A 24,062-nucleotide genomic window follows, 5' to 3' on the forward strand; every position below is an offset into this window, starting at 1 on the left:
ATCGTCGGCATCCCCCGTCCAGTCGAAAAATCGACAGATCGTTGCTATTCGTCTCCATGCCAACCATACCAGCAGCGCATTAACTGCCTTGCTCTGGCCAGAGCCGCATAGGGTTAGGCGTCCGCGGCCTCCTCGCCATGGTGGACGATCGGCTTCCACTCGGCTCTTGAGAACATGGCCTGGAAGGAGATCGGCACATAGCTGAACATGTAGATCGGGAAGCTGAGCACGTAAGCGAACAGCTCCTTGTTCGTGGCTCCGATATGATCGCGCTCGACCAGAATCGTGAGCGCCGCGATGAGCATCATGCCCAGCACGCCGAGCACCGCGCCGCTCAGCCATCCGGTCAGCGCCGCCAGCTGGCTCGTCCACGTGACGAAGCCGAAGGCGGCGAACAGGCAGCCGAGCAGCAAACGCGCCACGGTGAGCACTGTAAACGGGCAGACCAGCAGCGTGAAGTCGACGGCCGAGAAATCACGCTCCCGCACCGCGCGCTGGATGAGCGCCGGGCCATAATACCGGAAGACCTGCAGGAAGCCCTTGCTCCAACGCAGGCGCTGACGCCAGCTTTGATTGAACGCCACGGGCTGCTCGTCGTAGAGGATCGCGGTGCCGCAGTAGCCGATGCGGTCGCCGTGCAGCACCGAGTCCATGGTGAATTCCAAGTCCTCGGTGAGCAGGTGGAATTTCCAGCCCTTGTTGCGCTGCATGATCTCGCGCGAGAACATGAATCCGGTGCCGCCCACGTGGCAGCTCGACCCGAAGACCATGCGCGAGTTGTTGAGGAAGCGCGATTCGCGGATGAACCACAGGGCCGAGCCGGAGGAGACCCAGTTGTCGGAGAGGTTGACCGAATTGCGATAGCTCGTCAGGATGCGGAAGCCCGCGTGGAAGGCCTTGTTCATCTCCTCGATGTAATGCTTGTCGAGCAGGTTGTCGGCGTCGAACACGAAGTAGGCGTCATAGTTCTCGGCCGCGCCTGAATCGATCATGTGGTCGAGCAGATAGGTCAGCGCGTAGCCTTTGCCGATCAGCTTGTCGTCGAAGCGCTCGACGACGTTGCAGCCTTTGGCGCGCACGACCGAAGCCGTGTCGTCCGTGCAGTTATCGGCCACGAGCCAGATGTCGACAAGCGCTGCCGGGTAAGTCTGCGCACGAATCGAATCGATGAGATTGCCGATGACGTGCTCCTCGTTGCGCGCCGAGATCAGGACGGCGTAGCGCTTGTCCATGGGCGCGGCGGGAAAGCCGATCTGCTTGGAGAACATCCCGGCGAGAATGCATATGATCTGGTAGACCAAGCTGGCGCCGCCGAGTATCAGCATCAAAATGTCGAGTATGGTGAGCAGAACCATCAGCGCCACCTGCTTCTCGGGTTGTCGTCGGAGGCATCAGAGCCTGAATCGGCGGTATCGGAATCAGGGTTATCGGAGGCCGGGGCGCCGGCGTCAGCCTGCGATCCAGCAGCCTGCGACTCGGCGGCAACCCGCGCCCCGGCATCAGCCTTCGATTTTGATTCCTCGCCGCTTTCGCCGGATGCGCCGGCTGATTCGTTTTCATCGGCTTCAGTGCCGCGAAGGGCAGCGCTCCGAGGACTCTTCGAGAGCACGCCCTTGGGGATGGCGACAGTCTTCGACTCCTGAGAATCGTGAGAATCGTGATCGCCGGACATGCGATACAGCTCCTCCTGCAGTTGCCTCAGATCGTCGTTCATCGGCACACGCGCACTCGTGCCGCGGGCGGCCCGAGGTATGCGGCTGCTCACCGGCCGGATGACATGCTCGTTGAAGGCTTCGGCGCCCTCCACGACCTTGGACTTGCTCACCGGCTGCGGATCAGACATCAGCGGAGAATCAACCAGCTCGTAGCGTTTCGTGTAGACCTTGAAAATAGCCTGGATGCTGGCCGTGATGGGCAGCGCGAGAAAGGCGCCCAATGCGCCGAACATCGCGCCGAGCACCAGCACCGACAAGAAGGCGATGGCGGGGTTGAGATCCATCGTGCGCTGCGAGACCTTGGGCGAGAGCAGGAGATTCTCGATCTGCTGGTAGACGGTGATGAACACGATCACGCCCACCGCGTACGGAATGCCGTTCGAGCTCCATGCGAAGATGACCGGCAGCGCGCCGCCGATATAGGTGCCTACGGTAGGCACGAACTGCGAGACGATGCCGCTGAACAGCGCGAGCGGCAGCCAGTAGGGCACATGGATAAGCGCGAGGAAAATCGCCGTGGCCGTGGCGTTGAGCACCGCCAGAATCGTGCGAGAGAACAGGAAGCCGGAGATCTGGTCCTGCACCACGGTCCAGCCGAGCAGGAACCGCCGCTGCGCCACCGGCGACATCCACTGGCATAGGCTCCGGCGCATTTTGGGGCCTGCCGCCGAGACATAGAAGGTCACCATGAGGATGGTGAGCGCATTGAGCAGGAAGCTGAAGAAGCCCACCGTGGTGGTAAGCGCCTGACCGGCGAAATCCGTGACCCACGAAGTCTGCACGTTCTTGAGTATCTCGTTGCCCAAGCTCTCCATCGCCGGCAGCTTGAACGACGTGTGCTCGGCAATGAGCTCGGCGATCTGGTCGTACAGGCCGGGCAGCCCTTTGACCATGGAGAGGACCTGCTGGACGAACATGTTGCCGAACAGCGCGAGCAGGGCGATCACGACCACCATCAGGCCGATCAGGCCAGTCGCGGATGCCGCGCCGCGCTTCCAGCCGTGCCGAATCATGCGCGTCACCAGCGGCTCGATGGCCAGAGCGATGAAGAGCGAAACGACGATGTCGAAGACGATGAACTCAACCTTGCCCCACGACTGCCATACGAAATACGACAGGAACACGGCTATGGCCGTATAGAGCAAGGCCCTGCCCCACCAGTCCGGCGGGCGGCGCGAGTCGCCCTTGGACGGGAACACGGAGGCTAAATCGATCTTCTGATCGTCTTGGGAAGTCATATGACACATTTTACAATCAGGGGCGTAGTCGGCCAGCGGCGGTCGCCGGCAATTGGCGGTTTGCCGCCAAGCGTCCCAGCGTCCGCGCCGCACCCAGACGTCGTGTAGGCAACGCCCTCTATTGTTAATGCCTATGCTGAGTGTTTCGATCGTCATACCCGCATGGAATGAGCAGGACCGCATCGTCGACTGCCTGACCAACGCCACCCGCCAAAGCGTCGCCCCGCACGAGGTCATCGTCGTCGACAACCGCTCGAGCGACGACACCTGTCGCATCGTCGAGGGATTCATGGCCGAAAATCCCGAGGCACCGGTGCGGCTGCTGCATCAAGACAGCGAACAGGGTCTGATTCCGACGCGCAACTACGGGTTCAACCATGCCACCGGCGATGTACTCGGGCGCGTCGACGCGGACTGCATGCTCAAGCCCGACTGGGTCGAAGTGGTCGCCGGGCTCTTCACCGACGACCCGGCGGCGATGGGCGCCACCGGACCAGTGACGTACTACGACATGCCCGCCAAGCATATGGCCTTCCGGGGCGACGACCGCGTGCGGCGCAGCACCTACCGCGCCGACGGCGGGCAGGTGCTGCTGTTTGGCTCCAATATGGCAGTTCGCACGAGCGCATGGAAGGTCATCGCCGGTCAGGTATGCCGCGACCCGGACGACGTAATGCACGAGGACATCGACATCTCGCTGCATCTGCTCGACAACGATATGAAAACCGTCTACTCGCGCAAGATGATCTGCGCCATCTCCGCGCGGCGAATGGACACTTCGCTGATTTCCTTCCGCAATTACATGAAACGTTTCAGGAACACCTTCGCTGCGCATCCCGATCACTGGCGCCGGCACAAAACCGAACGCGCGCTCATCTCCCTGTACCCCGGGCTGCGTCTGCTCTACCCGGTGTATCAGAAATATCTGGACCTGTTGGACGTCAATCCCGCCGAGCGCATCTGGCTCGGCGAGCAGATCGAACTTGCCGAGCGCGAAGGCGAGGATCCGGACTGAACAGCGCCTCCCATGCCTTGAGCGGGGCGAATGGGATGCGGCCAACTCAATACTGACGCCGGAATCCGCCCATTTCTCCTGCCATTTCAGGGCACTGACGAGCTTTCGGCGATCACTGCGCCAAGACACGATCCAAGACACGCAGGTATGAGACAACTCACATTTCAGTCAATCAGGCTCGCTAATATGGTCGGCGTCCCATAACACCTATGGAAGATACTGATATGGCAGAAAAAGTGGCATTCGTGACCGGTGGCGCCCAAGGCATTGGCGAGGCTATCAGCAAGCGTTTGGCGAAGGACGGCTTCGCCGTGGCGGTCGTCGATCTCAACGTCGACAAGGCGGGCGAAGTGGCCCAGGCCATCACGAGCGATGGCGGCGAAGCCATTGCCATCAAGCTTGACGTCTCGGATCGCGACGCCTTCTCCGCAGCCGTGGACGAGGCCGCCGAGAAGCTCGGCAGCTTCGACGTGATCGTCAACAACGCCGGACTCGGCCCCACCACCCCGATCGACACCATCACTCCCGAACTGTTCGACAAGGTCATGCACATCAACGTGGCCGGCACCATGTGGGGCGTGCAGGCCGCCACCCGCAAGTTCCGCGAGCTGGGCAAGAAGGGCAAGATCATCAACGCCGCCAGCCAGGCGGGCGTCGTCGGCAACCCGAACCTCATGCTGTACTCCTCCACCAAGTTCGCCATCCGCGGTCTCACGCAGGTCGCCGCCCGCGATCTGGCCGCCGAAGGCATCACCGCGAACGCGTACGCCCCCGGCATCGTGAAGACCCCGATGATGCTTGACATCGCGCACCAGGTCGGCAAGAACGCCGGCAAGGACGACGAGTGGGGCATGAGCACCTTCTCGAAGGATATCGCGCTGGGCCGCCTGTCCGAGCCCGAGGATGTCGCCGCGGCCGTGGCGTTCCTCGCGGGTCCCGACTCCAACTACATCACCGGCCAGACGATCATCGTCGACGGCGGCATGCAGTTCCACTGAGTTCGAGCCGCTGGGCGTCGGCGGGGTTGGCATTCCAACGAATCCAAACCCCGCTGAGCGGCAGACCGGATCGGCACGGCGAATGCGATTTCGCCGTGCCGATCCGGTCTCAACAGCAGATGAACCCCCGTTTCGCGTTTCCTGACTCATAGTCGGGAGGCGCAAAGCGGGGGTTCGTCCATGTGTACGGTGCCTATGGCCCGGTGCCGCGCCGCAACCGCAGCGCCCTCACATTCCGCTCTCGATCTCCTCCTCGCAGCGTACGTTTCCCTACATGCTTATGAGATCCGTATTGGAAAACGTACGATACCGGCTGCTCAGCGTACGTTTTCCGATACGAACCTTGTCGGCGTGACATATAGCGTACGATGACTCGGCGCAACCCGCTCCCGCTCGCACCTCCACGCACATTCGTCAGCGAAGGACCTTGGGGAAATGTGTATCTCGCTTGTGTGAGGCGTTATCGGGATGCCACGGAGGTCTATCTGCGTTATGTGAGGCGCTATTTCTCGGGGAGTCGGGTATCGGACGGCCCAAAGCCACCATTTTCCGGCGGCGATACTTAGGGTGCTGCGGTTTTAACACCTCACGTAACGCAGATAGACCTCCGCAAGGCTAAGTTAACGCCTCACATAACGCAGATACCCGTCCGAATCATAAAACCGTACACAACAAGACATGGAATTCTCGAATTGACCGAATACCCCTAGGGGTATATTATGCCATTATGAGCACAACAACGATCACCGCGCAGAACCTGCGCGAGACCATTGCCAATCACCCCACCGTGCTGCTCGATTTCTGGGCGTCATGGTGCGGCCCATGCCGCATGTTCGGCCCGATTTTCGAGCAGAGCTCGATCAAGCATCCCGAAGTCCTGCATGGCAAGGTGGACACCGAAGCCGAGCAGGAGCTCGTGGCGCAATTCGGCATCGCCAGCATCCCCACGCTCGCGGCCTTCCGCGACGGCATCCTCGTCTTCCAGCAGCCCGGATTGCTCGCGCCCGCCGCACTGGACTCCCTGATCGATCAGTTGTCGCTGCTGGATATGGCTGACGTGCGCGCGCAAATCAGCGCCCAAGCAGACAAGCAAGAGCAAGCTGCCCAAACAGCCCAAGCGCAAACCGCCGCACAAAACGACGCGCAGCAAGGAGCGCGGCCATGAGAATCGTCATCATCGGAGGCAACGCCGCAGGCATGAGCTGCGCGGCCCGAGCCCGGCGCAACGACGAAAGCGCGGAAATACTCGTGCTGGAACGCGGCGAGCACGTTTCATATGCCAGCTGCGGCCTGCCCTATTATGTCGGCGGCGAGATCACTGAGCGCGAAGACCTGCTCGTGCAGACACCGCATTCGCTGTCCGCCGTGCTGAATATCACCGTACGCACCGGCAGCGAAGTCGTCGCCATCGACCCAGATGCACATACCGTCGAGGTGAGCACAACGGCCGGTCAGGAAACCGTCGCGTATGATGCCCTCGTACTTACTCCCGGCGCAAAACCCTTCATCCCAGACATTCCGGGAATAGGATCATCGTTTGTCAGTACGCTGCGCACGGTTCCGGACGCCGACCGCGTCACGGAACTGGCACGCAATGCTACCTCTGCTGTAGTGCTGGGAGGCGGTTTCATCGGCCTTGAGACTGCCGAAGCCCTCGCCACCCGCGGTTTAGATGTTCATGTCGTCGACCTCGCCGGTCATATACTGCCGATGATGGAACCGGAAATCGCCGCACCGGCAGCCGACCAGCTGCGCGAACTCGGCGTGCAGCTTCACACCGGCGTAAGTGCAACGAGCATCATCGAACGCGTTGCCGACGGCGAAGCTGTTGACGACACGGTTGACGGGAACACTGGCAATACCGACGACAGCACGAACGACAACGGCAGTGCCGGCAGGGCTGACACCGGCAAGATTGTGGACAGCGGCATTCCCAACGGTTCGCATGCGGTGGAGCTTTCGAATGGCGATATGCTGCCCGCCGATCTGGTGCTCGTCTCCATCGGCGTGCGCCCCGACGCCGCCATATTCGAAGCCGCCGGGATACGCTGCGATCGCGGCGCCATCGACGTCGACGAGCACGGCCGGACCTCGATGCCGGGCATCTGGGCGGCTGGCGACGCGACGCTGTCCACGGATTTCGTTACCGGAGCCAAGCGTCCCGTAGCGCTGGCAGGTCCGGCGAATCGAGCTGGCAGACTCATCGCCGACGACATCTGCAATCCGAAAACCGCGCGACCCATTCCCGCGACGCTCGGCACTGCAATCATCCGCATCGGCAAGCTTGCCGTCGCCCGCACCGGAGCCGGATGCGGGGATCTCAATCGGGCAGACATACCTTTCCATGCGATTCATCTGGAAGCCGCGCAGCACGCCGGCTACTTCCCCGGTGCCGCAGCAATGCGGATGCTGGTGCTGTTCGGCGATGACGGTCGGCTGCTCGGCGCGCAGATCGTCGGCGGCGAAGGCGTTGACAAACGCATCGACGTGTTCGCTGCGGCGATACGATCCGGCGCTGCGATTGACGATCTCATTGACGAAGATCTCGCTTACTCCCCTCCCTTCGGCCAAGCGAAGGACCCGGTGAATCTGGCCGGCATGCTCGGCGAGAATGTGCTATCCGGCAAACTGCGCCTGTGGTATGCGCAGGAGCTTGCGAATGTGGTTCGCACCGACTTGATTCTTGACGTGCGCAACCCTGCCGAATTCGCCACTGGCCATGTGCGCAGGGCGCTGAACATCCCGCACACCGAAGTTCGAACCCGGATGGGCGAGATTCTTGACGCAGCTGCCGGGCGGCCTATCGCCGTGATGTGCGCTTCGGGCAAGCGCTCGTACTTCGCCTACCGCATTCTGGTGCAGCATGGACTTTCGGCGCGCAATCTTTCAGGCGGCATGCACGTGCTGCGCGATGCGCTCGGTGACAGCGCACTTACAGACAGCTCGCTGTTCGAGTCTCCCAATCAAGCAGACCAAGCAGACAGCACAGATTCGCACAGCGTATCTGCGCACGAAGGAAAGGCACACGCATGAGCAGCACCACAACAAAGAAGCCCGAGAATCCGCAGCGCGCCGTGCTCAACCGGCTGAAACGGGCGCGCGGCCAGCTTGACGCGGTTATCAACCAGGTCGAGTCAGGCGGCTCCTGCCAGGATGTGGTCATTCAGCTTTCGGCAGTGTCACGCGCCCTCGACCGCGCCGGATTCCTCGTCATCGCCTCGGCGATGCGCGAGTGCCTCGCGCCTTCGAATAAGGAGAATGGCGAGCAACTTGAGCCGGCCGAGGGCAGTGAGTCGATTCGTGACGATGGCGCGACGCATGACAACGCTGCGCAAACCGAAAATCGTGAAGAACGAGAATCGAAGAACACCCATCTCACCGCGGATGAAATCGAAAAGCTCTTCCTTATGCTCGCGTGATCTGCTGCGTAATCACCGGGCTGGCAGCTTTCCCCACAAATCATAAAGCCGCCATCGTCCAAGTCAGCCATCCAACTATCCAGCTGCTGACCAAGCACCCGTCACCAGCAATCCACCAAACGACAACCAGACAACCCAATAATCCACAATCCGCCAATCAGCCAATCAACTAAACGGCAACTCATCAACCCAACAACCCATCAAATCTAACTAACCAACGCAAAACACCCCCAACGAACGGAGCAATATCATGTGCCATGCGGTCACCTGCAAGGTCTGCGGCAAAACCACCTGGTCCGGATGCGGCCAGCACATCGATCAGGTGCGACGCAGCGTCCCCGCCTCGAACTGGTGCAACGGCCGCCACACCCAAGCCGAAATCAACGCCTCAAAATCAAACGCCGGCTTCTTTCAACGCCTCTTCGGCCACTAAGCCAACAGTTGCGGCTCGCGCGTCTTGCAGTGCAGCGAACATGCCTAATTGCGCGTTCGCGCTGCGCTGCAAGGCGTCCGGTTATGACTGTGGTGTGCCATGCTGGAGTAAGTACGAAATGCATGCGCGATCGATGTATGGCTAGCGGATACCATGCGTCCAGCACGAAGTCGAAGCCTGCAGCGCGTACGACCGACGCCCAGCCGCACACGCCCAGCGGCCGAACGCACAAGGAGGCAGCGATGGCAATCTTTCAGCGCGGGACGCCTCTCGACGCAGAGCAGGCGAAGCTCGATCGCAAAGAGGCCCGGTTTCTCGCCAAGCGGCGGCAGTCGAAAGAATCGCCGCTCAACCAGCTGCTGGACGACAAGGTTCCAGACAAGCTGCGCGACACCTTGGATGCGGCGTTCGTCAAGGCCTTCAATCTGATATTTTCCAAGGGCTCGCCAGTCATCGACAAGACCTACAACGCGGATAAGGCACGGCGCGAGTATCAGGTCAACAGTCTCATGGCCGACGACGACGCGAGCAAACGCAATCTCAGGCAATTCTCCAGGCAAGCCAACGGCTCGGCTCGGGTCAATACTGTCGCCTCGACCGCTGCCGGAGTAGGCCTCGGCGTGCTCGGCATCGGCATTCCCGATATTGCGCTGCTGGTAGGTACGATGCTGCGCAGCATCCATCAGATCGCCCTGCAATACGGCTATGAGCATGACAACGATGCAGAGCGCTATTTCATTCTCCTGCTTATCGAAGGCTCAGTCGCCCACGGCGAGCACCTCGACGAGATCGACGCCGATGCCAACGCCTTCATCCATTATCACGCGCTTCCCGATGGTTATGACGCCTCGGAGCAGATTCGCGGCGCGGCATCAGCATTGTCGGACGAGATGCTCTACATGAAGTTCCTGCAAGGCATTCCCATTGTCGGCGCTGTCGGCGGCGCATTCAACGCCATCTCCATGCATAACCTAACCGCTTACGCCAATCTGAAATACCACAAGCGCTTCCTGATTGGTCGGCGGGCAGAGCAGCTGGCCTAAGCGGTGCAAGGGATCCGGCACCTCACCGGCGCTTGACAACCAACAAACGCTACAACACAACCTTCAAAAATCATGCGTCATGCTGCGGCGAACAGCAGAAAGCAGAGCTTATGCGTGATCTCTTACCTCATGGCCCGCACCATGAATAAGCTCAGAGATCTCCCTGCGATAGACGTTGAATTCCACCGAGGTGCTATCGCGGTTCTCGCCAAGTTCGATGGTCTCGACTTTTTTGATATTACCCGCCACACCATTCGCCGCTCCGTCGGCCATCACTACGACGCGGTCGGCCAAGTACACGGCTTCCTCGATGCTGTGGGTTACAAACAGAACGGTGATGCCCAGCTCCTTCTGTATCTTCGAAAGCTGGTTCTGCAGCTGTTCGCGGGTCAGAGCGTCAAGTGCGCCGAAAGGCTCATCCATGAGCATCACGGCAGGCGTGTTCGCTAGGACCCGGGCTATCGCGACACGCTGCTGCATGCCGCCGGAAAGCTCGTGAGGGAACTTGCGGGCGAAGAGTTTGAGCCCTACAAGATCGATGTATTTGCCGACCAGCTTCTTCACTTGGGATCGGGGATACCCTGCCTCCTTAGGCCCGTAGGCGATGTTCTCCTCGACAGTGAGCCACGGGAACAGACCATAGTCCTGAAACACCACACCGCGATCCGGCCCTGGACCGCTCACTTCGGTGGTCTCCACGAGGATTTTGCCTTCTGTGACGCTTTCAAAGCCTGCTATCATACGCAGCAAGGTGCTTTTTCCGCAGCCCGATGGGCCGACGATCGCCACGAACTCACCTGAATCAATATGGAGGTCCACGTTTTTGACGGCGTAAGTGCCGCCGCTGTACTGCTTGCCGACATTCTGTATATCAATCATGCCAGCATGACGCTGAATTGTCCCGATGCGCATATCAGACTCCTTAACAATCGAATTTTCAGGTCACTTGCTGCCGGCAAGAATCGGTCGACGACCCGCGATGAGCCTGACGATCCAAATAATAAGACGGTCGCTCAGAAAGCCCAGAATGCCGATGATGAACATGCCAGCCACAATCAGATCGGTTTTCGACACTTCTTTGGCCTCGGTGATCATGGCACCAAGTCCGACGGTGATACCAGTCATTTCACCGACCACCAGCAGCGCCCAAGCGAGGCCGACTGCGATGCGCAGCCCCCCAATGATGCCAGGCAACGCGGCAGGAAAAACAACTTTCCACAATGCCTTAGCCCTAGACGTGCCCAGCATCGCCGAAGCCTCAAGCAAGCGCTCCGGAACCTGTTCCACAGCAGTAACGGTGTTGAGGATAATGGGGAAAAGCGCTGCCAGAAACACTAGGAAGATTGTGGAGCGGTCCCCGATGCCAATCATGATAAGCGCCAGCGGCACCCATGCGGTCACAGGAATGGGGCGGATCAGATTGATGGTGGGTTCGAGCAGCTCGGAAGCGATCTTAGAACGTCCCATCAGCACGCCGAGCGGAATGCCGGTAATCGCTGCGAGTCCGAATCCGCTAAAAACGCGCACCACGCTGGCATAGGTGTGCTTCCACAGCGTTCCCGAATACGGATCATTGAGGTAGCCGCCGACCGTAAGATCGGCGATTCGGCGAAGCACTGCGGAAGGTGCCGGCACACGAGACAGCCGAATGTCAAAGGGAAGTGTCCACCCGTACTTGACGCCTTGGCTCCACAACACCAAGATCACAATGGGAACAGGCAATGACAGCAGTATTTTAGGTGCGATTTTTCTGATGCGAGACATATTCCTTAAGACTCCTTCCCTAGCGCCATGCGCCTTGATGCGCTGCACGCAGTATCGGACAGTGATTATCTGACGCCGGTCACTTTACGAACTGATCGTCAAGGTATTCCGAGGCAGCCGGAGCCTTCTTGATGGACGATATCGCCACCATCTGATTGGCGAGCTCACCGCACTGCTTCTGGTAGGTGTCGCTCAAATCCCAATGCAGCCACATATTGTCGAGTGCCTTGTCAAGAGCAGCGGAGTCGAAGGTGAACTGCTTCATCACGGCCTGCTTCCACATCGCCTTATCCGAGCTGAGAGCCCCAGTCGCCTTCTTGTGAGCAGCGATAGCGACCTTCACCATGTCCGGATTGCCCTTGATAACCTTGTCGCTGGCAGCCAGCGCAATATTCACCTTGCCGATATCGGTGTTGTAAATCGAGGAGATTTCGCTCGCCCCTGCGATTTTGGCCAGCGAAACGCCCATTTCAGCACCGGCGAAAGCGTCGATATCACCACGAGCAAGCGCCTCGGACATCTCCGAATAGCCGATGTTAACTAGCTGCACGTCCGAATCGGGGTTGAGACCTGCGGATTTAAGCAGCAGACGCAGCGCCATCTCTTGTGAGGAGTTGGGAACATAGCCGATCTTCTTGCCCTTGAGCTGCTCGACGGAAGCAATGTCCTTCTTCGCCATGAGTCCAGAGCCGCCATCGGCACCACCTGCGATGATCTTGATTCCGCCGCCTTGAGCCGCCTGCGAGATGACCGTGGGCACACCCATCAATGCGAAATCAACATCGCCCGTCAGCAGCGCGTCCTTCTCACTATTGGAGTTGTCCATGGGCACAACCTGCACGGTGTACCCCTTAGGAACATATTGCGACCATTCGTAGGCAGCGAACAAGTGAGGCTGGCGTTGTGTGGCCACGCGAATCGATTTGGACGCGGTGTTGTCGGCGGCTGAACTATGGTCAGGCTCCCCCGTGCTGCATCCCGCCAATCCTGCGGCTGCGACGAGGGCGAGCGCCGCTGCCGCCACTCCTGCAACCGTCTTTTTCAGCGTATTCCTATTCATAGCGTGTCCTTACTCTTATTCTGGTTTGTTGCTTGGTCAGTTGTCGCGCAGCCAATTGCATCTGGTGCCGTTCCGCGGTGTTGACCACAGTCATATCGCATGAAGTCTTGTAACAAGTGCGAAGACGCGGCAATAGGCTTGACATTCGTTGCATCCCTCATCTCCATGCGCATCCTTTCCGACTTGGTCACCGTGTGCGACGAGGCAAGAATAAAGGGGCAACATGTCTGTTTCCGCCGCGGACATCAACGGTTACGCACTTTTAACCCAAGGGAAATACGCGGCATACCAATCGGCAGTTCCTACAAGAATTGGTACGGCCATCATGCCAATATCACAATATGCAAGCATCTACTACCCTCCCCCCCGAGAATCAGTTCAAGGTCCCGGATGGTTCCATCCCACCGCTGAAGTTCGTCAGCCACAGCGTCAGCGCTCAGGTCGCCGATCATATTGAACAGCTCATCATGGTCGGTACCTTGAGACCCGGAACGCGACTGCCGGCTGAGCGCAAGCTCGCTGAACAATTCAAGGTATCGCGCGCGTCAATTCGCGAGGCGCTCTCCGAGCTTGAATCCAAACACCTTATCGAACGCGTTCAGGGCCGAGGCAGCACGGTGCTCGACCCCATGTCGAATACTCGGCGGCTGGCCGCCTTGATGAAGGCCACCGACACCGACCTGCGCAATGCCATCGAGCTGCGCGAATCCGTGGAACCGCAGATTGCTGCGCTCGCCGCGCAGCGGGCACAGCCTATTCATCTTGCCGCTCTAAGCAGCACCGTCGATCAGGAGGCCGATGAAAGCATCAGTTCGAAGCACTCCATGCAACTCGACATTCGCTTCCATCTGCTGCTTGCCCACGCCACAGGCAACACCATGATGCTTACGGTGCTGCAGTTCTCCTTCAAATGCACTGAACATGTGCGCGAACGTTCCCATCAGACGGCTGCGGGCAGGCGAATATCGCTTATCGGTCATCAGCTCATCGAAGAAGCGGTGAAGGCGCGCGACCCTGAGCAGGCAAAGCATGCGATGATCCGCCACCTCGCGGATGTGCGCGACATCAGCACCTTAGTGCAATAAAGACTGTAGTGATTGACACGCGATTTGATGCACATGAAGGGTTTTTACATCGAGCCTGTACGGCGTTGATTCTTTGCGTTTCGCCATCGCAGGAACTCAGCGATTCAGTCAACTTTCGCATACACTGAAAGCAGTATACGGGCAGTCAAAATCGTTGCTGCGGCACCCATAATGGGGGGGCGAGATGAGCGAAACAACACACGAGATGGGCGGTGCTGTCAGCATAGCCTCCACGAGCAAAGCGGACCTCGCGAATATCCCAAGCAGTACTGGGCGCGGCGCAAACGGTACCGGTTTCACAAATATTACAGCTCCCCCGCCCAACACGGACTCCGCTCTCAAGGCCAATGTGCTGGTCATCGGGAATTCCGGAGTCGGCAAGTCCACGCTGATCAACGCGGTGCTCGGCGAGGAAGCGGCGCTTGCGGGATTCGGCATGCAAGGCACGACCAAAGAACTGCGTGTCTACGAGAATGCGACGCTGCCTTTCCGACTCATCGATACGGCCGGATTCGAGCCGTCGTTCTTCAAGCGCCGCGCCGCGATCCGCGCAGTCAAAAACTGGTCCAAGAACAATGCCAAGGCGGGCACAATCGATACGCGGATCAATGCGATCTGGTTCTGCATCGATGGCACGTCGAGCAAGCTCTTCCCCCGCACCATCCGCAGCCTGTCGCAGGCGACGTCGATGTGGCCATCATTACCGGTCATCGCGGTGATCACGAAATCGTATTCGGTTCCCGACCGCCAGCGCAATGTCGAACTGGTCACCAACGCCTTCTCGGCGCAGCCCCATCGCACGAATCTGCGCAAGATCATTCCCGTCGTCGCGCAAACCTACACGCTCAACGAGGACGCCTACGCCGCACCCGAAGGCATCGCGGAGCTGATCGACGCGACGAACGACCTGCTGCCGGAAGGCTATAAGGCCGCCGAAAAGGACATCGCGCGATTCAAGCTCAATCGCAAGCGCGTGCTCGCCCAGAGCGTTGTGGCAGCGGCCACAACCAGCGGCGCGGTAGTGGGCGCCGTGCCGATTCCCTTCCCCGACGCCGCGATTCTCGGCCCTGTCGAAATCGCGCAGATCAACGCCCTCGCGCGGATATACGGCATCACCAAGAACGAGGCCTCACGCAAGTTCTTCGATTCGATCGTGCAAGTCGGCACAGTATCGTTGGCTGCGCAAGGAGCGATCAGCGCACTCAAGGCCATCCCCGGTGTCAACCTCGGAGCCGCGGCGCTGAACGCCGTCATCGCTGGCAGCATCGTTGCCGCACTCGGCGAAGGCACTATCCTCGCCTTCGAGCAGGTTTCGCTGGGCAACAAAACCGTCGCCGACATTGAATGGGTCCGCGGGTTTATGCAATCACGCCTCTCCGCGGATTTCGTTGCCACAGCCAGAGCCGCCCTAGCCAAATCCGGCGACGGCATGAGCGCCAGAAAGATCGCGCAGATTGCGCTTGGGGCGTTTATCGCGGGGAGGGGCAAGAAGAAGTAAAAACAGGGCGGATTTCACCGCCACCACACAAGATCTTCTGCTGGCAGTCGGACGGATTCGTGGCCTTCGGTAGCGGCCTTGCCGATTGACATAATGAGCACCGGCACGTAGCGTTCGACATCCAAGCCGAAGGCCTCGGCGACCTTATCCTGGTCAAAGCCGCCGATGGGGTTGGTGTCGTAGCCGTGTGAACGCGCGACGAGCATGAACTGCATGGCGAACAGGCTGGAATCGATTTTGACGATGTCGTTCATCCTGCTGCGACTGAACTTCTTGTATGCGGAGGCAGCCACCGTCATCTGGGCCTTCGCCACCAGACTGGGCATGATGCCCCGCTTGGCCGCCTCGCCGTATATCCGATCCGCGTATTCATAGCAACGCATATCGCCAAATACCACGATCATCGCCGACGACGTCTTGTTCTGGCGCCTATTGAACTGCAGGAGCGGAGCAAGCGTCGCCTTGCCCTCGTCCGATTCCACGATAAGGAATCGCCACGGCTGCATATTCACCGACGACGGCGCCTTGGCCGCCTCATCGAGCATCGCAAGCATCTCCTCGCGCGATATCTTGACCTTGGGGTCATATTTGCGGATGGATCGTCGTCCTTCAAGTATCTCGGTGAAATCGTTGGTGGCGAGTTGCGTCATGATGCGGGAATCCTTTGCGTGGGTGGCTGCGGATTTGCGGTTGCTAGTGTTGATATGCCGTCGGCTTCTTTATAGCGGCACCGTTTCAATGAGCTGTGCTTCTATGGTAGACAAAATCCTAGATACGATATCGCCGAAAGCATGGTCAACGTTTCCAAACGGACTTCCGCACAGCCTTCCGAAGAAAGCAGCACATACAGCGAATACATCTCAGAGACCACTGTCATGCAGCGGCAGCCTCGACGTCTCTGCCGGACCAAGCGATAGAGAAGTATCGATCTATTTCGACATTGCCGCTTATTCCACGGTCAATGTCGAAATAGATCGATACTTGATAGGCTGCTGCGACTGTATCAATACCGTTTCTTGCTGCCCCGTCAAACCAGAGCTGACGCCATCTCCTCGATATCATCTCGCAGCATCGGTCGCAGCGCTTTCGCATACTGGACGATTTCGCCATCAAGCAACGCCAGCGTGCACTGCTTCGCCACATCGCCACGAGGAAAGCGCGCAAGCACTATCCCCGCGAGGAATTCGCCAATTTCGGAGACTTTCCGCCGCTTGTCGTCAGCGCTTTTCGCCGATCCGCCCGACTGCTTCCCCACGTAGCCATCCTGCTCGTCAAGCATGACTATAGGCAGCATCGGCAAGCCTTCCATCTCGACGATTTCCGCCATGCTCTCAAGCAGCGCCACGCCTTCGTCGAAGCGCGCGACGTTGCGCTCATTGAACCCTTCGATCAGCTCACACGCATTGTCCGCGCCCAGCAGCGACCGGGATACCTCGCGCAGATGCACCACATTGTGCCACACCGAGTCGTCGTCAGCTGCCGTTCCCGCATCATACTTCTCTCTACCCTCCTCCCCTTGCTCAATCGCCACCAGCACTTTGGCGGCGTCAGGCGTAGTGCGGTCCCACAACTCGCGATATCCCGCAATCGCATGCCGCGCGTCATAAAGGTAGCGCACACTGGCCTGCGCGTACGCCGGATCCTTGTAATAGTCAGCGTGGTCTGGCACGGTTTCCTGAGTATCGTCCCGCGTGTCGTCCTGAGCGGTTTCCTGCCCAGTTTTCAGCCCAGATTTTGGAGCAGCTTTCGACGCAGCCGCCGACGCAATTTTCGACCCAGCGTTCAGCGCATCTTTCGACACGCTTTCCGACACATTTTCTAAACCACCAGACAATTCACGCGCGAACTCCTCATTCGCCCGAACCTGAAGTTTCGCCAAAGCCGCCACCACCCGCCGGAAATTCATGTCCGGCGCGGCACCCATTTCCAGCACCTTGGGATCCTCGCGCAGCATGCACATGCCGATGGCGGGCTCATGCAGCAGCATCAAGGCAGCGTCGATGTATGGATCGCTGCCATCGCTCCAACGCATCAGCGTATACGCCGCGAGCTTGTGCATTTGTCGGCAATGCTCCCTGATCACCTTCTGCTGATTGCGCTTCGACCCGAACCGTTTTGGCCCTTTGAGGCGGCAGCGTTTGACCAGTTCGCTGCGATGGATCGTCTGGATATATATCGGCGTGTTCTCCGAAGGTTCGCCAGTGAACATAGCCACCGTGGAACCGTTGACCAGACCGTAGAGCCATACGTTGATCCCGTATGTGCGCACGACGGAAGAGCAGCCCTGAATGAACTCCTTGCGCTGCCCGACGAGCGCACCGTCGAAGGATGCTGCCGCCACCATAATCGTCATCGCCCAGCCCGTATCGGCGAATACATCATGCGCCAGCACATAGAGCCGATGGTCCACCGGATCGTATGTTTCCGGCTCTGCCATAGCCTTGCGCAATGCCCCCGGCGAGGTCACCTCCTCAAAGCGCCGCTCCAACTGATTGACGGTCTGAAGAAACTCCATCGTGTCCACAGAAAACCCAGTCATCGCTACTCTCCACATTCCCGATTCGTCGCCATTGCCGATTTATCGTGTCGTCGGCGCTGCTCGGTGCGCGCCTCGTGCATCAACGGTGACAGCTAGGCGGGGTTGGCGCAACTCGCCTCGTGGAAAATGTGGATATGTGGATAACTTGAATTCAGTGTCGGCATCACTCGTCCCTGCGCACACAAACTTCCAAATTCCGCAGGCCATTCTTTTCAATAATCTTTTCTGAACAGATTATATTCTTATCAGATACGATTAATGAAAAGAATCAATGGTCTGGAGGCAGCATATTCCTACCATCCAAAGAGTCCCTTAAACGCACCTGTATTCCGGATTTATATACTCACAAAATACAAGAATGTCAGATATATTTCGTAGCTGAATCCATGAACTTCGTATCTATCTACGAAATATCGTATATATGTCTCAAAACATGTCCTATATTTTGTAGTTTCGTGTACCTACTTCTTACAAATAGATCAGGGGCTGTCTGCTATTTTGTTCTTCACTTATTGGTTGCAATGGTGTCACACTCACTGATAATTCCGAAGGAATCGAAGCTCTTAAAACCGCATGGAAGTCCTGGGCGTTGCCTAAATCACACAGAGTTGCCAATGCTATTCCGGCCTTCGTAAGCATGTAGTTAGCCGGAGCAACATCTCTGTTCTCTCCCCCTTGGTTCATAATCGTGATCATTTCAGCAGAAGTAGCTAAAGTTCGTATTGAATTAAGGGGCGTACGGATGATATGCCATGCGCTTGCGCTCAAAAGACCAGCTTCGACGAGATTTTCAGCTTGATCTACAGTGAAATTACCATTATTGTAGGTGCCATCCTCATCTTGATTCAAGAAGATATAAACCACATGGCTAGCATCTTCCGGATGATTTATATCGTATTGACGTGCACTATATGCGCATAGTGTCTTGAACGATTCCGCCTCGGTCTTGTCGAGCGTGGAAAGAATCGTAAGCAGTCTCCTCGGAAATGTTGTCGGAGAGTTGACTTCTCCTGCAAGAATTTGCGACCATAGTTTCTGCAACTCTGGATCGCTGCAACGGCCGGCTTTGTCTTCAAAATCATCTATCCAGTCAGAATCCACTTGCTCGGATTTCTCTGAATCCTTTATAAGTGGAACCGAACCACTGACAATACTTTCTAAGTTATCAATATGCCCTAGATTCTTATAGAGTGAATACCGGAGTAAGGCTTTTTCTTCATCGGATAGGTCCTTGTTTGAATCGACATCGCTCAGTAACTTTGTCAGTTGTTTTAAATCGCGTTTAGCGCCCCTTCTATTACTGCCCATGGCGATTTCTGGGAATAACTTATTCAGGACGCCCGCACCTTTGACAGTGGCGTCCGCTCCATATTTCAAAATTTGTCCAGTCGCAGGATCCATACGTGTAACTATATCTATTTCTACGAACAACGACGAAATGCTGTACCTAAGAAGAACTCGATTCCTCGATACACATCCATCATCTGCGCCGCCCCGCACCGTCCAACCCCATCTTCCCAGCCAAAACGTATTATGGAACCTTGTTAAGGAGGTGCTAGGTGGCACAGGTCAAGTCGAGGCAACGCGTTGAGGAGCACGGCGAAGTGTTCACTAACGAACGCGAGGTCAACGCGATGCTCGATCTGGTGAAGCAGGAAACAGAGCGCATTGACAGCCGTTTCCTCGAACCGGCCTGCGGAGACGGTAATTTTCTTTCGGAAGTGCTTCGCCGCAAACTGGCTGCAGTCAGCAAACGCTATGGCAGGAGCCAGTTTGATTACGAGCGATATGCGTTCGTGGCGGTTTCGTCAATTTACGGCGTTGATATCATGCAAGACAATGTCGAGGAATGCCGCGACCGCCTATTCAGGCTTGTCGATAAGGCTTATACGCGCAAATTTAAGGACGACTGCAGAACAGAGTTCCGCGAGTCAGTACGTTATTTGCTAAACGAAAATATCTTGTGCGGTGACGCTCTTACCCTGACAACTAATAACGGCAATCCCATCGTGTTTCCCGAATGGTCTCTTGTGTCAGGAGGCAAAGTCAAACGACGTGACTACACCTTCGATTCCATGTTGAATGCATCAACTGATGCGCCGACATTCGATATGGTTGTAAATCTGGAAGTTGATAGCGAGGATGCACGCAAAGCCATCCCCACACCGGTCAAGGAGTATCCTTTGGCAAGTTTTTTGGAGGTAGCCAAGCATGAGTAGCGGTTTAAATCTCGGTAACAAGTCATACAACCCGGATGTGTTGTCCTGCTTGGCGAACCTATCCAACGACGAGGTATTCACCTCACCGCAACTTGCCAATCAGGTGTTGGATATGCTGCCCAAGGATATTTGGCATGATAGTTCGGCTACATTCCTCGACCCGGTTAGCAAGACGGGAGTATTCCTTCGCGAGATAACGAAACGTCTTCTGCAAGGATTGGAAGATGAAATTCCTGATCTTCAGGAGCGAATCGACCATATCCTGAACTACCAAGTGTGGGGAATTGCCATCACCGAACTGACTGCACTGCTGTCACGTCGTACGCTGTATTGCTCGAAGAAGGCAAATGGCGAGTACTCCATCGCCGATTCATTCCGCAGCGGTGACGGGCATATTCACTACAAAGCAGGACAACACATGTGGGACGGCAAGAATTGCATCTACTGCGGGGCCAGCAAAGAGCAATACGACCGCAGCAGTGATTTGGAAAGCTATACCTACGAATTCATTCACACCTATAATCCCGAGAGGATCTTCGATAATATGCAGTTCGATGTCATCGTCGGCAATCCACCTTATCAGCTCAGCGACGGTGGATTCGGCAAAAGCGCTGCCCCTATTTACCAGAAATTCGTACGTCAGGCGAAAAAACTGAATCCTCGATATCTCTCCATGATTATCCCTTCGCGTTGGTTTTCTGGCGGTCGCGGGCTAGATGATTTTAGGATAGAGATGCTTTCAGATAAGCATGTTCGAGCATTGACAGATTATGAAAGTTTCAAAGACATATTTCCGGGTGTCGATTTAGCCGGAGGCGCCTGCTATTTTCTTTGGGATCGTGATAATACAGGGAGCTGTGAGATCACCAATGTTAGAGATGACAAAGAGACAAAAGCCATTCGTTTTCTAGATGAGTTTCAAGTGTTCGTTCGCGATAATAAGGCTGTTGACATTATTCGAAAGGTACGCTCAGAACATTCCGGACGCTATTTGGATGAAGTTGTATCGTCGTCTAAACCATTTGGTCTTCGAACATTCTACAAGTCACAAAAAACAGGTGTTCCGTGCCATTTCATCCAGAGAATAGGCGAGGGCTTCGCCAACCCCACTGATGTAAGTGATCAGTTTCGTTTATTGAACAAGTGGAAACTGCTCGTTCCTCGCTCGCCAATTGCTGGGCAAACCGATTTTTCCAAAGCCGTTAAATTCTACTCAGATCAGAACACGGCAATTGTTCCGCCTGGAACATGCTGCACTGAATCTTTCTTGGTAGCTTATTCTGCAGAAACAGAGGAACAGGTAGTCAGTTTTAAGTCATATCTCTTTAGCAAATTTTCGCGATTTTTATTATTGCAGGCCGTTACATCACAAGATGTGACTAAGCGACGCTTTCTTTTTGTCCCTGACTTAGAAAAATATGATCATATTTATACAGACGAGGAACTAATAAAGAAATTCAGAATAACAGATGAAGAATGGGACTACATGGATTCTCGGATTTCGAACACGGATCGAGTTGAACTACTATGAATAGTTTCTTTCCACTACGCCCCGACACAGAGCCAGAGATCTATGCGTATGCAATTGACGATAGCCATCACCAAGGCCAGTTGAAGGTCGGATATACAACTCGTGATGTGCGAGCACGTATCGCAGAGCAGACAAAGACTGCACAAGTACCATTCACAATTGTGCTTGAGGAGAGCGCAATGCGTGACGATGGCTCCACATTCGATGACCATCCTGTGCACCAATTGCTTAGCCAGCAATTTACTCGTATGGGCGGTGAATGGTTTGTTTGCTCGATCGATGATGTGAAGGCTGCGATAGCAGCCGTGCGGGAAAATCGTGACTCGATGACGCGGCGAACACAAAGTTTCATCATGCGCCCCGAGCAACGCGACGCTGTGGAGAAAACAAGGGATTATTTCAACCGATTCAGGCAAGATAATCTCAATGAGCCGCCGCGTTTCCTATGGAACGCGAAAATGCGTTTTGGTAAGACGTTCACCAGCTACGAATTAGCCAAGGCAGAGGGCTACAAGCGGATACTGGTGCTGACCTTCAAACCAGCAGTGGAGAATTCGTGGCGTGATGATCTTGAATCCCATAAGGATTTTGAAGGTTGGCAATTCATCTCGCGCGAGACAATGCTGGCATACGAGACAGCAGATAAATCACGCCCTATCGTATGCTTTGGTTCATTCCAGGATTATTTAGGCAAGAACGCAGCAGGAGGTATCAAGGCCCGTAACGAATGGGTTCACGAGATCAACTGGGACTTGGTCATCTTCGATGAATACCATTTCGGAGCATGGCGGGACAGCGCGAGGGAGTTGTTTGAGCAAGAAGACAGTCGTGAGCAAAATGACAACATGAACAGCGTCGCCCAGATCATCGATGAAAGCTTCGCCCAAGGTGACACTGATTTTCTTCCTATCACTACAGGGGCATATCTATTCCTCTCAGGCACACCTTTTCGCGCCATTGCTAATGGAGAATTCATCGAGGAGCAAATCTTCAATTGGACCTATTCTGACGAGCAGCAGGCGAAAGAGCAATGGGACGCTTCGAACGGTTCTAATCCATATGCGTCGTTGCCGCGAATGGTACTGATGACATATCAGATGCCCGATCAGATTCGTGAAATAGCCTCTGGAGGCGAATTCAACGAGTTCGATCTCAATGAGTTCTTCCATGCTGAAGGCGATGGCGATGAAGCCCATTTCAAACATCGCAGCGAAGTACAAAAATGGATCGACTTACTGCGCGGTGGTTTTGCCGAAACCACGGTGGACGAGCTTAAGCTTGGCGCAACAAAACCACCCATGCCGTATGGCGATTCACGGCTGAAGAATATCCTGTTGCACACCTTCTGGTTCTTGCCTTCGGTCTCATCATGCTATGCGATGAGGAATCTGCTCAATGAGCAGCAGAATGCGTTCTTTCACGATTACACAGTGAATGTTGCCGCCGGTTCTGCTGCGGGCATCGGGTTGGAAGCGTTGGAGCCTATTCGCAAGTCGATGGCAAAACCACTTGAATCCAAAACCATCACTCTGTCATGTGGCAAACTGACCACAGGAGTGACTGTAAAGCCGTGGACTGGTATCCTGATGCTGCGGAATCTGAAAAGTCCGGAAACATATTTCCAAGCGGCGTTCCGCGTCCAATCACCATGGGCGATAGACAATCCAGACGGTATGCATCCTAATGATCAAGAGATTCTCAAGCAGGAATGCTATGTGTTCGATTTTGCACCGACTCGTGCACTTCGCCAGATAGCCGACTATAGCTGCTCCTTGCATCCCGATGACACGGCATCACCAGAACAAAGCGTAGGTGAATTTATCCATTTCCTGCCCGTTCTCGCTTACGACGGCAGCAGCATGAGACGAGTGGACGCTACTGATGTACTCGACATCGCATCTGCTGGCACTTCGGCGACTTTGCTGGCCAAACGCTGGGAGAGTGCTCTGCTGGTCAACGTCGACGACCTGACTCTGCGCAAACTGATGAACAATGACCGGGCAATGGATGCGCTGATGAGCATCGAGGGCTTCCGCAAACTCAATGACGATCTCGAAAAGATCATCAACAAATCTGACGAAATCAAAGAGATAAAAGGCAAAGACGAAAAGCCCTCGACTGCTGAAAAGAAACAGCTCAGCGAGGACGAGAAGGAAACCAAGAGCTTACGCAAGCAAGTCCAAGAGAAACTAATCAAGTTCGCGACCAAAATCCCGATCTTCATGTATTTGACTGATTACCGCGAGCAAACGCTTAAGGATGTCATCACCAAACTCGAACCAGACCTGTTCAAGAAGGTCACCGGTCTCACCAAGGACGATTTCGATCTGCTCCTCAGTCTCAATGTCTTCAATGGTGCACGCATGAACGATGCCGTATACAAATTCAAACGTTACGAGGACGACAGCCTCTCATACGCCGGCATCGACAAGCACGAAAACGATACCCATGTCGGGCTCTTCGATACCGCCGTGCCCATGCAAGAGTTCGAGGAGATGTAGTTTC

At 56.2% G+C, this 24,062-nt stretch carries 20 protein-coding genes; 12 read left to right on the plus strand and 8 right to left on the minus strand.

All coding sequences use genetic code 11. The features are described 5' to 3' along the window. Nucleotides 1–113 precede the first annotated feature (113 nt). Together BISU_RS03305 and BISU_RS03310 are read right to left on the minus strand one after the other, a co-directional pair. Nucleotides 114–1,355: a glycosyltransferase family 2 protein gene (locus BISU_RS03305; protein WP_024462634.1), complete on the minus strand. Its 1,242-nt coding sequence runs from the start codon at nt 1,353–1,355 to the stop codon at nt 114–116. After that, nucleotides 1,355–2,953 (minus strand): AI-2E family transporter, encoded by a 1,599-nt coding sequence (locus BISU_RS03310; protein WP_024462633.1) that lies wholly within the window; start codon nt 2,951–2,953, stop codon nt 1,355–1,357. Before BISU_RS03310 ends, BISU_RS03305 begins: the two co-directional genes overlap by 1 nt. 133 nt (nt 2,954–3,086) lie before the next feature. Here BISU_RS03310 and BISU_RS03315 point away from each other — a divergent pair, with 133 nt between their 5' ends. The 7 genes from BISU_RS03315 to BISU_RS03345 all read left to right on the plus strand — a co-directional run bounded on the left by BISU_RS03315 (nt 3,087) and on the right by BISU_RS03345 (nt 9,861). After that, the gene (locus BISU_RS03315; protein ID WP_024462632.1) at nt 3,087–3,968 is read left to right on the plus strand and encodes a glycosyltransferase family 2 protein; all 882 of its coding nucleotides are present in this window, start codon (nt 3,087–3,089) and stop codon (nt 3,966–3,968) included. Nucleotides 3,969–4,192: 224 nt separating this feature from the next. Next, the gene (locus BISU_RS03320; RefSeq protein ID WP_024462631.1) at nt 4,193–4,966 is read left to right on the plus strand and encodes a (S)-acetoin forming diacetyl reductase; all 774 of its coding nucleotides are present in this window, start codon (nt 4,193–4,195) and stop codon (nt 4,964–4,966) included. Nucleotides 4,967–5,693: 727 nt separating this feature from the next. After that, nucleotides 5,694–6,131: a thioredoxin family protein gene (locus BISU_RS03325; RefSeq protein WP_024462630.1), complete on the plus strand. Its 438-nt coding sequence runs from the start codon at nt 5,694–5,696 to the stop codon at nt 6,129–6,131. Beyond that, entirely contained in the window at nt 6,128–7,999 is a 1,872-nt protein-coding gene (locus BISU_RS03330) for an FAD-dependent oxidoreductase (protein WP_024462629.1), read from the plus strand. The genes BISU_RS03325 and BISU_RS03330 overlap by 4 nt, the downstream gene beginning before the upstream one ends. After that, nucleotides 7,996–8,385, plus strand: a complete 390-nt coding sequence (locus BISU_RS03335; protein WP_024462628.1) for a metal-sensitive transcriptional regulator — start codon at nt 7,996–7,998, stop codon at nt 8,383–8,385. Before BISU_RS03330 ends, BISU_RS03335 begins: the two co-directional genes overlap by 4 nt. Before the next feature lie 250 nt (nt 8,386–8,635). After that, the gene (locus tag BISU_RS03340; protein WP_024462627.1) at nt 8,636–8,818 is read left to right on the plus strand and encodes a hypothetical protein; all 183 of its coding nucleotides are present in this window, start codon (nt 8,636–8,638) and stop codon (nt 8,816–8,818) included. Nucleotides 8,819–9,060: 242 nt separating this feature from the next. Then, entirely contained in the window at nt 9,061–9,861 is an 801-nt protein-coding gene (locus BISU_RS03345) for an EcsC family protein (protein ID WP_024462626.1), read from the plus strand. 108 nt (nt 9,862–9,969) lie between these two features. On the opposite strand, the gene BISU_RS03350 is transcribed toward BISU_RS03345, so the two are convergent. The 3 genes from BISU_RS03350 to BISU_RS03360 form a co-directional block, all read right to left on the minus strand. Beyond that, a complete protein-coding gene (locus tag BISU_RS03350) occupies nt 9,970–10,740 on the minus strand; it encodes an ABC transporter ATP-binding protein (protein ID WP_233419501.1) in 771 nt (256 codons plus the stop codon). A 63-nt stretch (nt 10,741–10,803) separates the two neighbouring features. Further along, nucleotides 10,804–11,673, minus strand: a complete 870-nt coding sequence (locus tag BISU_RS03355) for an ABC transporter permease (RefSeq protein WP_226839087.1) — start codon at nt 11,671–11,673, stop codon at nt 10,804–10,806. 31 nt (nt 11,674–11,704) lie between these two features. Then, nucleotides 11,705–12,685, minus strand: coding sequence for an ABC transporter substrate-binding protein (locus BISU_RS03360; RefSeq protein WP_024462623.1), 981 nt, complete (start codon nt 12,683–12,685; stop codon nt 11,705–11,707). Between the two features lie 341 nt (nt 12,686–13,026). On the opposite strand from BISU_RS03360, the gene BISU_RS03365 reads away from it, so the two are divergent. After that, nucleotides 13,027–13,770 carry a FadR/GntR family transcriptional regulator gene (locus BISU_RS03365; RefSeq protein WP_024462622.1) on the plus strand — a complete coding sequence of 248 codons (744 nt, stop codon included), beginning with the start codon at nt 13,027–13,029 and terminating at the stop codon, nt 13,768–13,770. A gap of 184 nt (nt 13,771–13,954) precedes the next feature. Beyond that, nucleotides 13,955–15,268: a GTPase gene (locus BISU_RS03370; RefSeq protein WP_226839088.1), complete on the plus strand. Its 1,314-nt coding sequence runs from the start codon at nt 13,955–13,957 to the stop codon at nt 15,266–15,268. 14 nt (nt 15,269–15,282) lie between these two features. Here BISU_RS03370 and BISU_RS03375 read toward each other — a convergent pair whose 3' ends face one another. The 3 genes from BISU_RS03375 to BISU_RS11940 all read right to left on the minus strand — a co-directional run bounded on the left by BISU_RS03375 (nt 15,283) and on the right by BISU_RS11940 (nt 19,208). Next, the gene (locus tag BISU_RS03375; RefSeq protein ID WP_024462620.1) at nt 15,283–15,918 is read right to left on the minus strand and encodes a nitroreductase family protein; all 636 of its coding nucleotides are present in this window, start codon (nt 15,916–15,918) and stop codon (nt 15,283–15,285) included. 377 nt (nt 15,919–16,295) lie between these two features. Next, nucleotides 16,296–17,807, minus strand: a complete 1,512-nt coding sequence (locus BISU_RS03380; RefSeq protein WP_152599250.1) for a hypothetical protein — start codon at nt 17,805–17,807, stop codon at nt 16,296–16,298. 468 nt (nt 17,808–18,275) lie between these two features. Further along, entirely contained in the window at nt 18,276–19,208 is a 933-nt protein-coding gene (locus BISU_RS11940; protein WP_081672583.1) for a DUF2806 domain-containing protein, read from the minus strand. 158 nt (nt 19,209–19,366) lie between these two features. Here BISU_RS11940 and BISU_RS03385 point away from each other — a divergent pair, with 158 nt between their 5' ends. Genes BISU_RS03385 through BISU_RS03395 form a run of 3 tightly spaced genes read left to right on the plus strand, consistent with a single transcriptional unit; the run spans nt 19,367 to nt 24,058 of the window. Further along, entirely contained in the window at nt 19,367–20,026 is a 660-nt protein-coding gene (locus BISU_RS03385; protein ID WP_024462618.1) for a hypothetical protein, read from the plus strand. After that, on the plus strand, nt 20,019–21,557 hold the full coding sequence (locus BISU_RS12780) for an Eco57I restriction-modification methylase domain-containing protein (RefSeq protein WP_024462617.1): 1,539 nt from the start codon (nt 20,019–20,021) through the stop codon (nt 21,555–21,557). Before BISU_RS03385 ends, BISU_RS12780 begins: the two co-directional genes overlap by 8 nt. After that, the gene (locus tag BISU_RS03395) at nt 21,554–24,058 is read left to right on the plus strand and encodes a GIY-YIG nuclease family protein (protein WP_024462616.1); all 2,505 of its coding nucleotides are present in this window, start codon (nt 21,554–21,556) and stop codon (nt 24,056–24,058) included. The genes BISU_RS12780 and BISU_RS03395 overlap by 4 nt, the downstream gene beginning before the upstream one ends. Nucleotides 24,059–24,062 lie beyond the last annotated feature (4 nt).

The sequence above is a fragment of the Bifidobacterium subtile genome, from assembly GCF_000741775.1.
GTDB classification, from domain to species: Bacteria; Actinomycetota; Actinomycetes; order Actinomycetales; family Bifidobacteriaceae; genus Bifidobacterium; species Bifidobacterium subtile.

Coding starts and splice junctions, on each gene's coding strand:
- BISU_RS03305 (WP_024462634.1), bottom strand. CDS start 1,355: ATGGTTCTGCTCACCATACTCGACATTTTGATGCTGATACTCGGCGGC.
- BISU_RS03310 (WP_024462633.1), bottom strand. CDS start 2,953: ATGACTTCCCAAGACGATCAGAAGATCGATTTAGCCTCCGTGTTCCCG.
- BISU_RS03315 (WP_024462632.1), top strand. CDS start 3,087: ATGCTGAGTGTTTCGATCGTCATACCCGCATGGAATGAGCAGGACCGC.
- BISU_RS03320 (WP_024462631.1), top strand. CDS start 4,193: ATGGCAGAAAAAGTGGCATTCGTGACCGGTGGCGCCCAAGGCATTGGC.
- BISU_RS03325 (WP_024462630.1), top strand. CDS start 5,694: ATGAGCACAACAACGATCACCGCGCAGAACCTGCGCGAGACCATTGCC.
- BISU_RS03330 (WP_024462629.1), top strand. CDS start 6,128: ATGAGAATCGTCATCATCGGAGGCAACGCCGCAGGCATGAGCTGCGCG.
- BISU_RS03335 (WP_024462628.1), top strand. CDS start 7,996: ATGAGCAGCACCACAACAAAGAAGCCCGAGAATCCGCAGCGCGCCGTG.
- BISU_RS03340 (WP_024462627.1), top strand. CDS start 8,636: ATGTGCCATGCGGTCACCTGCAAGGTCTGCGGCAAAACCACCTGGTCC.
- BISU_RS03345 (WP_024462626.1), top strand. CDS start 9,061: ATGGCAATCTTTCAGCGCGGGACGCCTCTCGACGCAGAGCAGGCGAAG.
- BISU_RS03350 (WP_233419501.1), bottom strand. CDS start 10,740: ATGATTGATATACAGAATGTCGGCAAGCAGTACAGCGGCGGCACTTAC.
- BISU_RS03360 (WP_024462623.1), bottom strand. CDS start 12,685: ATGAATAGGAATACGCTGAAAAAGACGGTTGCAGGAGTGGCGGCAGCG.
- BISU_RS03365 (WP_024462622.1), top strand. CDS start 13,027: ATGCAAGCATCTACTACCCTCCCCCCCGAGAATCAGTTCAAGGTCCCG.
- BISU_RS03370 (WP_226839088.1), top strand. CDS start 13,955: ATGAGCGAAACAACACACGAGATGGGCGGTGCTGTCAGCATAGCCTCC.
- BISU_RS03375 (WP_024462620.1), bottom strand. CDS start 15,918: ATGACGCAACTCGCCACCAACGATTTCACCGAGATACTTGAAGGACGA.
- BISU_RS03380 (WP_152599250.1), bottom strand. CDS start 17,807: ATGACTGGGTTTTCTGTGGACACGATGGAGTTTCTTCAGACCGTCAAT.
- BISU_RS11940 (WP_081672583.1), bottom strand. CDS start 19,208: ATGGATCCTGCGACTGGACAAATTTTGAAATATGGAGCGGACGCCACT.
- BISU_RS12780 (WP_024462617.1), top strand. CDS start 20,019: ATGAGTAGCGGTTTAAATCTCGGTAACAAGTCATACAACCCGGATGTG.
- BISU_RS03395 (WP_024462616.1), top strand. CDS start 21,554: ATGAATAGTTTCTTTCCACTACGCCCCGACACAGAGCCAGAGATCTAT.